A 13,883-nucleotide genomic window follows, 5' to 3' on the forward strand; every position below is an offset into this window, starting at 1 on the left:
GTGTTGTCCCCCTTATGAAGGGGGGTTGGGGGGATCGTATTGTTTTTAAGCGGAGTTGAGAAGGATCTAAAACTATGCTAACGAGCGATCGCGCTGCTGTTGATGCTGCAATGCCGCATAAAGCCGATTCAAGGCGTTGACGTATGCCTGGGCAGAAGCAACGATAATGTCTGTATTTGCTGCATGACCGGAATAGACTTTATCTTCGTAGCGCAGTCGGATCGTGACTTCCCCGATTGCATCAATTCCCGCCGTCACGGACTGGACGGAAAATTCGATTAACTGATTGGGGACGTTTACCACCCGATTGATCGCCTTATATATAGCATCCACGGGTCCCGTGCCGATCGCTGCATCGGTCAGTTCTTCACCATCTTGAGTCCGTAAGGTGACAGTTGCTGTCGGACGAGTGCAATCGCCACAAGATACTTGGACTAATTCTAAATGAAAAACTTCTGGAGTCGTTTTGATCTCGTCGTTGACAATCGCCTCTAAATCCCAGTCGGAAATATCTTTTTTCTTATCCGCTAAGTCTTTAAATCGTAAGAAAGCTTTATTTAATTCTGTTTCTGACAGGTTAAAGCCCAATTCTTGCAAGCGCGAACTAAAAGCATGGCGACCGGAGTGTTTGCCTAAGACGATTTGGTTATTTGTTAAACCAATCGACTCAGCATCCATAATCTCATAGGTGAGCTTATTTTTGAGAATACCATCTTGGTGAATGCCAGACTCGTGAGCGAAAGCATTTGCTCCGACAATTGCCTTATTTGGCTGTACTAGCATTCCTGTCAGGTTAGAAACTAGGCGAGAAGTGCGGTAGATTTCCCGCGTATCGATGTTAGTTAGCGGTGCTTCTGACTCTGCCGGACGACCTAAAAAGGGGTTGAAGTATTGCCTGCGGACGTGCAGCGCCATCACAATTTCTTCTAACGCTGTATTTCCAGCCCGTTCGCCAATGCCATTAACGGCACATTCTAGCTGTCTTGCCCCATTTTTTACGGCTTCGAGAAAGTTAGCAACGGCTAAACCGATATCATTATGACCGTGGACGGAAATAATGGCGCGATCGATGTTGGGGACATTTTCTTTAATACCTCTAATTAATGCCCCAAATTCGCTCGGAGTCGTGTAACCGACAGTATCGGGTATGTTGATTGTTGTTGCCCCAGCCGCGATCGCCCGTTCCAAAACTTGATACAAGTATTCTGGATCGGTGCGGGTAGCATCCATAGTTGAGAATTCCACATCGTCCATAAAAGACTTAGCGTAAGCCACCATTTCTTCGGCGATCGCTAAGACTTCGGCTTTCGATTTTTTCAACTGATATTCTAAGTGAATATCTGATGTGGAAATAAATGTATGAATTCTGCCTTTAGCGGCTGGCTTTAAGGCTTCGGCTGCGGCTTTAATGTCAGCTTTGATTGCTCTTGCCAAACTACAAACAATCGGTCCGTCAATCGTTCCGACTTCTTTGGCAACTCTTGTCACTGCCTCAAAATCGCCAGGACTAGCAAAGGCAAAGCCTGCCTCGATCACGTCCACTCCCAAGCGAGCTAGTTGACGGGCGATCGCTAATTTTTCATCGACGTTCAGCGTTGCCCCAGGACACTGTTCGCCATCCCGCAACGTAGTATCGAAAATTATGACCCGCTCTGTTCCCCATTGATTGTCCATAGATTCACCAGACATTTATCCCTGTTTTAGCTATTAGTAATCGTATAAAAAACACGCACCACGTACCACGCACCACTTATCTAATAATCAGCTTTTTCAATGGATTCTCTAATATCATTTAAATCGATGTAGCGATCGGTAGCATTCCGTAACTCTCTTGCAATCATTCCTTCTGTAGATACAACTGTAATATGAGTATTTTTTGACCTTAATAATTCTATAGCTCTCTCGAAATCTCCGTCACCGCTAAATAAAACTACGCGATCGTACTGATCTACTGTATTAAACATATCTACTACAATTTCTATATCTAAGTTCGCTTTTTGCGAATAGCGACCCGAGGTATCGTCGTAGTACTCTTTTAAAATTTTAGTGCGAACGGTGTATCCCAGACTAATGAGTGCATCCCGAAAACCCCTTTGATCTTGAGGATCTTTCAATCCAGTGTACCAAAAGGCGTTAATTAGTACTGTATCTGGTTGCTCTTTCCTAAAGTACTCCAGCACCCTTCGCGGGTCGAAAAACCAACCATTTTTCTGTTGTGCGTAGAACATATTGTTCCCGTCTACAAATATAGACAGACGGTTCATCATAGAACAAGGCATAGAAATTTAATACCTAAAAATTTTCCAAAAACTATTTAACGTCGAATTCTCAATTATAACAATTTTTTATGCATCATTTTATGAATTGTATGCTATAGATCTCAATCGATTTTACATTTACCCTTCCTAAGTTTTAGTGAGCCTCTCGTCTTAGAGGTTAAACCATGCTTGCTAAACCTTTACCAGGTTAGCTTAAGCGCAACACCTATTTTTAACATTTACCTTTAAATTAACTAAATTCGCAGTTAATTTTATCAGTTGGTTGGTAGTTTCCACAGTTCAGACCGAACGTAGTTGCCAAGATCGACAGTTGGCGATCGCAGAAATTGCCAGATCGTGCTTAAAATTCTCATAAATTCCGATTGGATGAGACAGGTTTTCTTCCTAGATAGGGAACTCTAAACTAGTAGGGTCAGGCAGTCAAAATAGAAACTAGGGCGATCGGTAGAGTTAAGTTGGGCTGTCTAGTGTATGGTAACTAGTCGCAACTTGAAAGTTACCAAATCAGAAGCCCCCTGCTGACTGTCCCTATCCTCTAACTCCCAGTCTGACATAACTATATGGGACAAGATCGTACACTGTCCGATGTACAAAAGATACCATCGCTGCTTCAGAAGAGTAAGTCTTTACGATCTTTCCAGTGGGATCGACTCATATCTGGATTTTGGGGAGTGGCTGCGGCAGTAGCTACAGCCACTAATGGGACATTAGTACAAATGATGGAGTACCAAACCCAGGCGCTATTTTTTGAAATTCGGGGCGCTGTTGTACCACCAGAGGATATTGTTATCCTGACAATTGACGAGCAATCTTTATCAATTCCTCAACAATACTATCAAACTAACCCTCAACAATATGCCGCTCTCAAGCCCTTGCAAGCTTGGCCCTGGCAGCGACTTGCTTATGCTCAAGCGATCGATCGATTAATGATAGCAGGAGCGCGTGCTGTTGCTTTAGACATAGTATTCGCATCTCCCAGCAGTTATGGAAGTACAGACGATCGCGAATTTGCAAGAGTGTTACAACGCTACGCTGGTAAAGTCACCTTAGCAGCGGAGTACGAGCAATCGCAATTACGCCAAGGTAATGTCATTCAGCTAACCAAACCAGTTCGTTTCTTGTGGACGAAGCCAATGTCAGTTGGTTTTGTCAATTTCCCCCTAGAGTTAGATGGCAAAATTCACAGATTTTCTAGCGAATTTCCTTTAAGTTTGGCAACAAAATATCAACAGCAATTTGATAATTATGCGGCTATGGGGGTAGAAATGCCCTCTTTTGAGCAAGCGGTGGCATCTTCGATTCGTAATTGTAGGGGCGCACAACCGTGCGCCCCTACTTCCTCTAAAGGCGATCGCATTTATTTCTATGGACCTGCGGGGACGTTTGAATATATCCCTTTTTGGCACGTCCTCGATACCGAGAATTGGAACACATATCTGCAACAGGGGCGTTATTTTCAGAATAAGATTGTGATTGTTGGCGCAACAGCTGCTTCGCTGCAAGACTTTCACAAAACACCTTTTTCCTACAGCTGGCTGTATCCCAAGCCGATGCCAGGGGTAGAGATTCAAGCGAATGCGATCGCCACGCGGTTACAACAAAAAGCGATCGCCTTGGCAATTCCCAATCCTTTTTTCCAGGGGTTGTTGGTGTTGCTATTAGCCGCTGGAACGACAATTGTGCTAGCAAAAACTCAGTGCTTCAGCTCTCAACTAGGATGGACAATCGGAATTGCGATCGCGTGGGGTGGTATCAGTTACGCCGTCTTTACACATCAGTACTCGATCTTACCCACTGCCGTGCCGATGTTAACAATTGTGTTGTGTGGTGGTTCTTACTTGACGATCGCAACGATGAGCGATCGCCGCCAGACAATTCAACTCAAACCTGCTGCTACAGAAAATACCACTGTTTTAGAATCCCCAGAGGTAGACAACCAACAAGACGAGATCCAAAAATTACTGCCACACGAATTAGTTACGGCGGGAAAAATTCTCAGCGGACGCTACCAAGTTACCAAAGTTTTAGCTTCTGGTGGGTTTAGTGAAACTTACATTGCAGAAGATTTACAACGTCCCGGCAAACCTCTCTGTGTTGTGAAGCGAATGAAACCTTCTAGCAATCATCCCCAGCATTTACAAATGGCTAGCAGGTTGTTTCAACTTGAAGCAGAAACCTTAGAAATTTTAGGTAAACACGACCGAATTCCCCAGTTACTTGCCTATTTTGAAGAAGGTGAAGAATTCTTTTTAGTCCAAGAGTTGATCGACGGACATCCCCTCAGTTGGGAACTCAGACCAGGAAAACCCGTGAGCGAAATCACCGCGATCGCGATTCTGCAAGATTTACTACCAATCCTGGCATTCGTTCACAGGTGCAAGACAATTCACCGCGATATCAAGCCTAGCAACATTATGCGACGGCACTCCGATGGCAAACTCGTCATCATTGATTTTGGTGCTGTCAAGCAAGTTAGCAATCAAATGCTAACAACTGGGCAAACTAACTTGACAGTTAGCATTGGCACTTTAGGTTATGCTCCTGCCGAACAAACCGCAGGTCGTGCTTTCTACAGCAGCGATATTTATGCAGTCGGCATGTTATTAATTAAAGCCTTAACGGGATTTGCACCTCACGAACTTCAACTCGACCCGCAAACGGGTGAGGTACTGTGGTTAGATAAAGCTGAAGTGAGCCAGGAGTTAGCAACTTTTATCGGTAAAATGGTACGGTACGATTATACGCAGCGCTATCAATCAGCCTCAGAAGCTTTAGTTGCGCTACAAAATTTAACTGGTACTGATAGTACTAATAATGATAACTTTGGCAATCGCGATGACTTACTAGCTGTTGCCATCCCCGCAGAAGTTGACTCAGAAGATTTAGAAGCAAGTACGGTATTTTGGCGGGCATCATCTCATACAGTAGAAATTGTAGAAGAAGTTGATTCAGAAGAGAAAGTGTAAGTCTTTCTCTGGCGATCTTTCGTCTCTTTTGATTTAATTCTCAATTGCCAATAATCTCTTTGAGATTTATTTTCGAGATTTATCTTTCTTGTCAGGGTTATTATTTCTGCCACCGCCGTTCCCATCACCAATACCATTATTATCTTTATCGGGATGACGATCTTCATCTTTGGTAGAACCATCGCGATCGCCTATCGGACTTGAATCATTATCTGAAGCAGATTCAGAATTGTCAGGTAAAATTTCCAAGTGATCGAGAATGACTGTACCGTTGTCAATCAAGTCTGTAGTCGAATCAGAAGTGTTAATCCGTAAATTATGACTACTTTGTTGTAAAGGTGATGACGGCGATTCTGAACTACGGACAAAACTAGGATTAACAATGATTTCTTCACCCGTTAGCGGTGACTGCGCGGCAACGGCAGCACTCGTTTCAGCTTGTACTTGGGCGATCGCAATATCAGTGGCAGTCACGCTTTTTTTATTGAGATTCAATCCACTTACTAAATCGCTCGATTCATAAAATGTTTTTAAATCGAAGTTATAAAGCGCTGTAATTTTACCTTTAACAACGACTGCTATTTGACCTGCTTTCAATACCTGTCGTTGAGAGTTTTTTTGATTAACGACTTCAATCTGGCTATTTGTTAATGCGCCGACTACGGTAGTCTTACTATTGGCAATATGACGAATAAACAATGCAGAACCGCGAATTGCTGCTGTTGCGTTTGGTGTCCATACTTCTGTCGTACCTCGACCGGGAGGAATCAGCAGTAATGCAGTACCATTTGATAGTTTTAAATTCCGATTTTGAGCAGAAAATTGAAATAGCGCTTGTTCGCCAATTCTTGCTAAAGAACCATCATTAAAACGTAGCTCTGCCAGTGCCTCTCGACCTGTAGATAATGCATCCCCAGGAACTATCCCATCAGCTACCTTTGCTGGACGAGCAGCTTGGCTTTGAGGCATTAATTGTACGAGATTGCGTAGGCTTTTAATTTCAGCGCGTGTTAAAACCGTATTTGCTTGGGCTGCCTTTGGTAGTGTAGACGCACCCCATAGCAAAATTGAGATGAAAAGAATGAATCGGTGAGACATGTAATTAAGAATTGGTAGTCAATATCTAATGGTTAACAGTCAAGTGTCGAAGTACTTCAATTATTTAGAATGCCCAAATTGCAAGCAAATAAAAACAGGATTTATACGGTAACTGTTAGTTTTACACCAAGTCCGTGTAGAGACGTTACATGTAACGTCTCTACACGGACAATCGATTTCACGATTCATTTATGATTGCTATAGGATTAGCCTATGAATTGCTATTGAGTATTTCTTCTGAGTTGAAAGTTTAACTTAATTTCATGAATCCCGTAATTTTGCGGTTATAGATTGATATTTTTTTCAACTAATCTTGATGTGCGATCTAGGAGCTTAAGGATTAACTGAGAGCTAGATAAATTTTTGCGATCGCAACTATTTGCATTATTAATTTTTGTCTCTATCGTGTTTAAACTTAAATTTACAATTCAACAGCCCAGGCGGAGTGAATTCATGCTTACACAAACGAAGTTCGCCTGCGGGAACTCAAAAACTAGTGTCAGCGGAGTCTACCCACGTAGCTGTGATTTTCATCGTTCAGTACTAGCTAGCTTGATCTTAAGCATGGCAAGTAGCACTATTTGCTTTTTTTTTCTTCAAATCCAATAATTGCTGCCCCTCTAAAGGATGAAAAAGCACCATCACCAGCAACAACATTAAGCGATCGCACTTTAGTCAAAAACGAACAAATAGGAGATCCAGAACTAGGAGTTCTGCGTTTACAAGAGCAAAAATTACAGTCTCCTCCTGACGAACCCATCGCACATTTACTAGGGCAGGTTGGCTATTTCCAAGGAACTAATATTTTTTCCGCAGTTGATGCAATTGATGATGGATTATTTTCCACTAACTTAACTTTTGCGATCGCGCCCAAGCTAGGAGCGAAAACAAGTTTGTTTACGGCAATTGATGGTGGTTTAGTTCGGTATAGAGAACACGACCGAGCTGATTACAATAAATTAAGGTTAAGGGCAATTTTACGCCAAAAACTTACACCACGGATGTTTGGTGAAATTGGCTGGAACAATCAATATTTATTTGATGCCAAGACAGGCGATCGCTTTTTGAACGAACACGCTCTACGTCTAGCCCTCCAGCGCCAAGATAAAATAACAAATAAATTGTGGTTAAATTCAGTCTATGAATTTCGTCTAGGATTTGCCGAACCAGACACCCGCAGTCGCGCGATCAATTCTTTATCTACAGAACTAGCTTACTATATCAGCCCTCGCCTCCAGCTCAGTTTAGAATATCTACTCGCTTTATCAAATTTCACGCAACGCGATCGCGATGATACCTACCACCTAATCCTCGGTAGCGTAATTTATGCCGTATCGCGTGGAAGCCAAATCAGCTTTCAAAGTGGTGTGAGTTTTGGCAATTCCTCCGATCCAAATATTGGTTTTGATAATTCATTTTTTAGCGTGAATTATACATTTGATATCGGGAATTGGTAATGGGTAATTGGTAGTTGATGATTTTTCTCCCTCAGCTCCCTCAGCCCCCTCAGCTCCCTCAGCTCTCTTTTCCTACTCCCTACTCCCTACTCCCTACTCCCTCAGAATAACTAATCCAATCGCTCCAACTGCCTGCATAAAGTTTACCTGTAGAAAATCCTGCCAATTCTAGCGAGAGTAAATCGACGCAAGCAGTCACGCCAGAACCACAGTAGACAATAATTTCTGATGATGAATCTAGATCCTTCCAGCGCTGCTGTTGTTCTGTGACAGGCTTGAGGTAGCCGCGATCGTCTGTTACCTCTTGCCAGGGATAATTGACTGCGCCTGGGATATGACCCGCAACTGGATCTATCGGTTCTCGTTCGCCACGATAGCGATCGCCTTCTCGCGCATCGACTAATATTACTCCTGGCAAGTCTTTGCGTGCTTTTACCGCTTGCATATCCACAACTTGCCCCGATTGAATTTTGGGGATAAACTCACCAGCTTTTGCTATGGGAATATCGGATGTCGCCGGATAACCAGCCGCTAGCCACCCTTGAAACCCTCCATCTAACACGACAACTCGTTCGTGTCCTAAATAGCGTAGCAGCCACCACAGCCGCGCCGCAAAAGCCAATCGGGAATCATCGTAAGCAACCACTGTCGTTTGGGAAGTTATGCCCATCGCCGATAGCTTTACTGCCAACTCTGTTACGTTTGGTAAGGGATGTCTCCCGCCATGCTGACCGACTGGGCTGGAAAGATCCCCATTTAAATCTAGATAGTAAGCGCCAGGGATGTGACTCGATTGATACTTTTGTCTTCCGAGTTGCGGGTCGGCAAGGGAAAAACGACAATCCGCGATCGCCACTTGCGGATCTGCTAAATGTTCGTAAAGCCATGCGGCAGTGACGCTGTGATTCATATGGCGAAAGTCAAAAGTTAAAAGTCAAAAATAATTCTTAATTCTCTCTACAGCCTATACCCTAAATCCTTTCCCGACTCCCGTACGGGCGGGTTTAGCAAAAGAATCATGCTGAGGGCAATCGATCTTCGCTCAAAACCCGTCCCTACAAACCGACTCCCCTGTACGGGCGCACAGTTGTGCGCCCCTACCGACTCCCCTTCTTTAGAATTTTTAACAAATTTTCTCATCAAATCGTTCTACTGTAACGATTTAGGTGGAATACTAAATACACTCGCAAACTTTGTTGGTAGTAGTTGACTATAAAAGTTGAGAAATTTAGCATGAGCAGTAATTTAGCAACAAAACTCCGTGAAGGGACGAAAAAAGCCCACACGATGGCAGAAAATGTTGGTTTTGTCAAGTGTTTTTTAAAAGGAGTAGTAGAGCCAACTTCTTACCGCAAGCTGGTTGCTAATCTCTATTTCGTCTACTCGGCGATGGAAGAAGAAATGGAGCGGCATCAACAGCACCCTATTTTATCAAAGATGTACTTCAAGGAATTGAATCGCCAGCGCAGCTTGGAGCAAGACCTAAAGTATTATTACGGCAACCAATGGCGCGAGCAAATTAGTTTATCTCCGGCTGGAGAAGCTTACGTGCAGCGGATACGGGAAGTCTCTAATACTGCCCCAGAACTATTAATATCGCACCTTTATACTCGCTATTTGGGCGATCTTTCTGGCGGACAAATCCTCAAAGGTATTGCTCAAAGAGCGATGAATCTTGCGGATGGGCAAGGCACTGCTTTCTATGAATTTGCTGAAATTTCTGATGAAAAGCAATTTAAAAACACCTATCGACAAAGACTAGACGAATTACCAATTGATGAAGCTACAGCAGATCGCATCGTTGAAGAAGCTAATGCTGCTTTTGGCATGAACATGAAGATGTTTAACGAATTAGAAGGTAATTTGATCAAAGCGATCGGTGTTATGTTATTCAACAGCTTAACTCGCCGTCGTAATCGTGGTAATACCGAGCTAGCAACTAGCAATTAGTTATTGGTCATCAGTCATTGGTCATTGGTCTGATAAATAACAAATGACAAGTGACAAATGACAATTGACAAATGACAACCACAACAATCCTGGGGATGAGGTGATAAAAATGTCATCGTGTCTTCAGGATTGTCTGCTGTTGAAGATGTAGAGACGTTCCATGTAACGTCTCTACATCTTCGATGAATTACACACTTACAAACTATCAATACACTCTAGTGAATCATTAGTTGGTTTATTGACTTTAGTACTGACGGGATATGAAACCATTGCCTCTGACGAGTATGGCTGTAACAATGGTTGTAGCTCGTCTGGTTCTTGAATTTGAGGATCGAGCCACTGGTTATAGTCTTCTGGTTTGAGAATAACAGGCATCCGGTCGTGAACCGATCGCAAAAGAGAATTAGCTGTTGTCGTCAGAAGAGTGCAAGAATCAATTTTCTCGCCGTCTGGTGCTTGCCAAGTTTCCCACAAACCTGCAAAAGCAAAAGGTTGCCCATCTTGTAAGCGAAAATAAAAGGGTTGTTTTTTGCCTTTTTGTGACTGCCATTCGTAAAAGCCATCGGCAACAACTAGACAACGGCGGCGACGAAATGCAGAACGGAAAGCGGGTTTTTCAGCAACGGTTTCTGCTCTAGCATTAATCATTTTTGCACCCATCGATGCATCTTTTGCCCATGAGGGAATTAAACCCCAACGTAACATTTGAAATCGACGGCGATCGCCATCTGATAAAATGGTTGGGACTGGTTGAGTAGGTGCAATATTATATCGTGGGGCTAATTCGGGAATTAAAGAAAGCTGAAAGGTAGAGGCGATCGCTTCTGCTGGTTGGCTGAGGGTAAATCTACCACACATAAAACTATTTTGGTAATGGGTAATTGGTAGTTGGTGAGTGGCTAGTGGCTGGGGACTAGTGGGAACAGACTCAATTTTTGTCACTGGTTCCACTAGTCACTGATAACTGATTTTGACTTTTTACTTTTTTCTTTTTACTTCTTTATAATCGTTTCGTCTTCTACCCAACGAAAGTCATGCTTAAGTTGTATGATTTTTTACCTTCGGGGAATGGTTATAAAGTTCGGCTGTTGTTAACTCAGCTTGGGATTCCCTTTGAGCGAGTAGAAATTAATATTCTTAAAGGTGAAAGTCGTACTCCAGAATTTCTCAAGAAAAACACTAATGGACGCATTCCAGTTTTACAGTTGGAATCGGGAGATTTTTTAGCAGAATCGAATGCTATTCTCTTCTATTTTAGCGAAGATACTGAATTTTTGCCTGCTGATAAATTGCTCCGCGCCCGAGTTTTACAATGGTTATTTTTCGAGCAATACAGTCACGAACCTAATATTGCTACTCCTAGATTTTGGATTACGGAACTTGGTAAAGCAGATGAATATCGGGAAGCGATAGAACAGAAACGTCAAGCTGGTTATGCTGCGCTTGGAGTGATGGAACAACATTTAACTCAGCAGAAATTTTTTGTAGGCGATCGCTATTCTATTGCTGATATTGGCTTATTTGCCTATACTCACGTTGCCGATGAAGGAGGTTTCGATCTATCTCAGTTTCCAGCAATTCAAGCCTGGATAGAGCGAGTTAAAGCTCAACCGAATTATATTCCAATTACGCAACAACAATTTTGACATTATTGTTTTGGGGTGCGTTGTTAACGCACCCTACGATTGAAAGGAGAATTAGAAGCGGAAAGTCGTGCGGATAGTTGCTAACCAAATATCGTTGTTATCTTCAATATGACCTGGGTTAGTCACGAGAACCACACCTGGAGTAACGAACAGATTGTCACTGACTCGGAAACGGTAGAACATTTCAAAGTGCAGTGAAGTTGCTTCATCTTTCACTCCTACTCTCCTTGGTAGCGGATCTGTAGTTCGATTACGTTCAATTCCTACAGTATCTAAGTTACGGTTATTATCAGTTACAGGGACTTCTGATTCACCTCTACGAGAAGTTTCAAAAAAAGGTACGGGTGTACCTGGCGTTTCGGGTCCCGCATCAACTAGTTTTGGTGGCATACCAAAGAGGAAGGCAAATAAATCTCCTTCCCTACCAAACGGATCGGACAAACCCATAGAAAATAGATAGGTAGCAGCGTTAGCAAAAGGCTTCTTCCCAGCAGAAGCTCCAATGCCAATCGGAACGGGTTGACGGAAACGTTCGTCGTCAGGGAGTTCTTCTAAGAAATTGGTAAACATATATCCTCCCCAAGCACCGAAGGTTAAATTTTGTGCCACGCGCCATTGCAAAGTAACGCCGACAGCGTTAGTTTTAGCAGGTGCATTACCAAGATATACTCCACAACATGGGTCAAAGCCAGAAGGTCGATTTGGATCGAGTATATTGCGACCTACCGGAGGAATAGATGAATCAGACCATAAACCATTTGTCTCTGCATTGACGCTACCTGTAAATGTACCCAAGGTTCCATCATTTGTGTAAGCATTCACATAAGTTAAGCCAGTAATCAAGTTGTTAGTTGGGGTTGCTAACAATTGCACGCCTAGTGCGCTGCGGTCTGCTCCAAAAACTCCACTGTCGGGATTGTTACTTCCTCCAGTACCATAAGCTATTTGTAGCCGTGCATTTTTGGCAAATAACCAGTCAAAACCTGCTCCTGCATCTAATACGCCACCAAGCTTGAAAATGGGACTGGCTTCGCCAAAGCGAGAAATTGAGCCTCTGCCAGTGTCAAAATAAGCTGAGTTAGCAGAAAGTACGTTACTCAGGCTAAAACCAAAAGGAATGACGCTAAAAACGACGCGATCGTTAAAGGCAGGAAATCGATATTCTAGTAAATCTAAAATGACATCATTTTCTAAACCTGCCTGATACGATAGTCGTGCCATATATGTATTGAGTGATTCGGCACTTGTAAAACCACCACCATCAAAATTACCTGTGACTAAGTAAGTTCGCAAACGGTCTTTTCCAGTAAATGAAGTTTCCAACCCCAAACGAATTAGATGAGCAAGAACTGTATTCTTGTCTGGATCTCTGCGATCTATACAGTCAACTTCGTCATTATTGTTACGATCGCTAAAAGGTGGAATATTGTCTGGCAAAAGACTACATCCTCCAGGGGGATCGCCGCCAAAAGCACTGGCTACACCAAAGATAACTTCTCCACCTAAAACGGTAGTCGTGGAGAACTGATTGGCTTCTAACTCGGCTGCTTGCGCTTCTAAAGCATCAACTCGACCCCGCAAAGTTGCTAATTCACTACTAAATTCCGATTGCAGGCGATTTAGGGTTTCTAAATCTTCTTTGCTGACGACATCTGCCGAACCAGCCGTAATCAGTTCGTTAATCCGATCCATAGCTGCATTCAAACCTGCGGCAAACTCGTAGCGCGTCATGGCACGATTGCCTCGAAAAGTCCCGTCAGGATAACCTGCAATGACTCCATAGCGTTCTACTAAAGACTGCAATGCCTGAAACGCCCAATCAGTTGGTTGCACGTCTGACAGTTGAGATACGGATGTGACTTGTGCCAGTGTCGAAGATGTGTCTTGAATTTGTTGAGCTGTATAGTTGAAATCTGTATCCGGTGTTGCTGGTGCTAGAGGCGCTAGGGTAGCCGCACTAGTTCGGTTTGCCTCAGACTTTTTTAATAATTGAGATGTTATTTGAGTTGGCTGAGATATTGCTATATCTGTCTCGCCTGCATGTACTGCGGTTGTTTTAAATACAAGAGCAGAAACAGCTATGGGTGTTGTCAATAGCAAGATGGAAAATATGGAAAAAGTAGATTTGATCCTCACAGTTACTTCCCTCTGATCCACAATTCAAGGCGTTTAATTTGGCATAGAAAACTTACAGAAGCTTGAGCAAACTTCTGTTGAAACTCGGTGCTGACCCTAAGCAAATAAAATTATTTTATTTCTTAAAAGCTAGAATGACACGATCGCGATAATATACAATCCAATTAACTAAAAATCTTAATTTTTATTTGTAATATTCTTTGAGAAAAACAGATTAGGGTAGGGTAGGCATTGCCCACCCTACAGATGAGAGGATTTGAAATGAGCTGGCAAATATAGCGAGTCTAAGCGAATTGTGAAAAAGCATCGTAGTTTTTAAAATTCGGAAGATTAAAGAGTTTTAGATCTACA

Annotated in this window: 11 protein-coding genes; 4 read left to right on the forward strand and 7 right to left on the reverse strand. The window is 42.9% G+C overall.

Annotated features, from left to right (window positions below):
- Positions 1-72: 72 nt before the first annotated feature.
- Positions 73-1,689: a 2-isopropylmalate synthase gene (locus C7Y66_RS26805; RefSeq protein WP_199197662.1), complete on the reverse strand. Its 1,617-nt coding sequence runs from the start codon at positions 1,687-1,689 to the stop codon at positions 73-75.
- Between the two features lie 65 nt (positions 1,690-1,754).
- Positions 1,755-2,279 (reverse strand): NYN domain-containing protein, encoded by a 525-nt coding sequence (locus C7Y66_RS26810; RefSeq protein WP_039714205.1) that lies wholly within the window; start codon positions 2,277-2,279, stop codon positions 1,755-1,757.
- Positions 2,280-2,839: 560 nt separating this feature from the next.
- Here C7Y66_RS26810 and C7Y66_RS26815 point away from each other — a divergent pair.
- Positions 2,840-5,245 (forward strand): serine/threonine-protein kinase, encoded by a 2,406-nt coding sequence (locus C7Y66_RS26815; protein WP_106547934.1) that lies wholly within the window; start codon positions 2,840-2,842, stop codon positions 5,243-5,245.
- Positions 5,246-5,311: 66 nt separating this feature from the next.
- Here the strand turns inward: C7Y66_RS26815 and C7Y66_RS26820 are convergent, their stop codons facing one another.
- Positions 5,312-6,343, reverse strand: a complete 1,032-nt coding sequence (locus C7Y66_RS26820; RefSeq protein WP_106547935.1) for a FecR domain-containing protein — start codon at positions 6,341-6,343, stop codon at positions 5,312-5,314.
- 581 nt (positions 6,344-6,924) lie between these two features.
- On the opposite strand from C7Y66_RS26820, the gene C7Y66_RS26825 reads away from it, so the two are divergent.
- The gene (locus C7Y66_RS26825) at positions 6,925-7,800 is read left to right on the forward strand and encodes a hypothetical protein (protein ID WP_106547936.1); all 876 of its coding nucleotides are present in this window, start codon (positions 6,925-6,927) and stop codon (positions 7,798-7,800) included.
- A 79-nt stretch (positions 7,801-7,879) separates the two neighbouring features.
- Here C7Y66_RS26825 and C7Y66_RS26830 read toward each other — a convergent pair whose 3' ends face one another.
- A complete protein-coding gene (locus C7Y66_RS26830; RefSeq protein WP_106547937.1) occupies positions 7,880-8,710 on the reverse strand; it encodes a sulfurtransferase in 831 nt (276 codons plus the stop codon).
- A 47-nt stretch (positions 8,711-8,757) separates the two neighbouring features.
- Positions 8,758-8,940, reverse strand: coding sequence for a hypothetical protein (locus C7Y66_RS30695; RefSeq protein ID WP_146149890.1), 183 nt, complete (start codon positions 8,938-8,940; stop codon positions 8,758-8,760).
- 93 nt (positions 8,941-9,033) lie between these two features.
- Between C7Y66_RS30695 and C7Y66_RS26835 the strand changes: the two genes are divergently transcribed.
- Positions 9,034-9,750, forward strand: a complete 717-nt coding sequence (locus C7Y66_RS26835) for a heme oxygenase (biliverdin-producing) (RefSeq protein ID WP_015155947.1) — start codon at positions 9,034-9,036, stop codon at positions 9,748-9,750.
- 195 nt (positions 9,751-9,945) lie between these two features.
- Here the strand turns inward: C7Y66_RS26835 and C7Y66_RS26840 are convergent, their stop codons facing one another.
- Positions 9,946-10,608, reverse strand: a complete 663-nt coding sequence (locus C7Y66_RS26840) for an SOS response-associated peptidase (RefSeq protein WP_041462551.1) — start codon at positions 10,606-10,608, stop codon at positions 9,946-9,948.
- A 176-nt stretch (positions 10,609-10,784) separates the two neighbouring features.
- Here C7Y66_RS26840 and C7Y66_RS26845 point away from each other — a divergent pair, with 176 nt between their 5' ends.
- Complete coding sequence (locus C7Y66_RS26845; RefSeq protein ID WP_106547938.1) at positions 10,785-11,396, forward strand: glutathione S-transferase family protein; 612 nt, start codon at positions 10,785-10,787, stop codon at positions 11,394-11,396.
- A gap of 51 nt (positions 11,397-11,447) precedes the next feature.
- Here C7Y66_RS26845 and C7Y66_RS26850 read toward each other — a convergent pair whose 3' ends face one another.
- Positions 11,448-13,532 carry an iron uptake porin gene (locus C7Y66_RS26850; RefSeq protein ID WP_106547939.1) on the reverse strand — a complete coding sequence of 695 codons (2,085 nt, stop codon included), beginning with the start codon at positions 13,530-13,532 and terminating at the stop codon, positions 11,448-11,450.
- Positions 13,533-13,883: the final 351 nt, after the last annotated feature.

It is taken from the genome of Chroococcidiopsis sp. CCALA 051, assembly GCF_003015105.1.
In the GTDB taxonomy this organism is placed as follows: Bacteria; Cyanobacteriota; Cyanobacteriia; order Cyanobacteriales; family Chroococcidiopsidaceae; genus Chroococcidiopsis; species Chroococcidiopsis thermalis.

Coding starts and splice junctions, on each gene's coding strand:
- C7Y66_RS26845 (WP_106547938.1), top strand. CDS start 10,785: ATGCTTAAGTTGTATGATTTTTTACCTTCGGGGAATGGTTATAAAGTT.
- C7Y66_RS26805 (WP_199197662.1), bottom strand. CDS start 1,689: ATGTCTGGTGAATCTATGGACAATCAATGGGGAACAGAGCGGGTCATA.
- C7Y66_RS26830 (WP_106547937.1), bottom strand. CDS start 8,710: ATGAATCACAGCGTCACTGCCGCATGGCTTTACGAACATTTAGCAGAT.
- C7Y66_RS26835 (WP_015155947.1), top strand. CDS start 9,034: ATGAGCAGTAATTTAGCAACAAAACTCCGTGAAGGGACGAAAAAAGCC.
- C7Y66_RS26840 (WP_041462551.1), bottom strand. CDS start 10,608: ATGTGTGGTAGATTTACCCTCAGCCAACCAGCAGAAGCGATCGCCTCT.
- C7Y66_RS26820 (WP_106547935.1), bottom strand. CDS start 6,343: ATGTCTCACCGATTCATTCTTTTCATCTCAATTTTGCTATGGGGTGCG.
- C7Y66_RS30695 (WP_146149890.1), bottom strand. CDS start 8,940: ATGAGAAAATTTGTTAAAAATTCTAAAGAAGGGGAGTCGGTAGGGGCG.
- C7Y66_RS26810 (WP_039714205.1), bottom strand. CDS start 2,279: ATGCCTTGTTCTATGATGAACCGTCTGTCTATATTTGTAGACGGGAAC.
- C7Y66_RS26815 (WP_106547934.1), top strand. CDS start 2,840: ATGGGACAAGATCGTACACTGTCCGATGTACAAAAGATACCATCGCTG.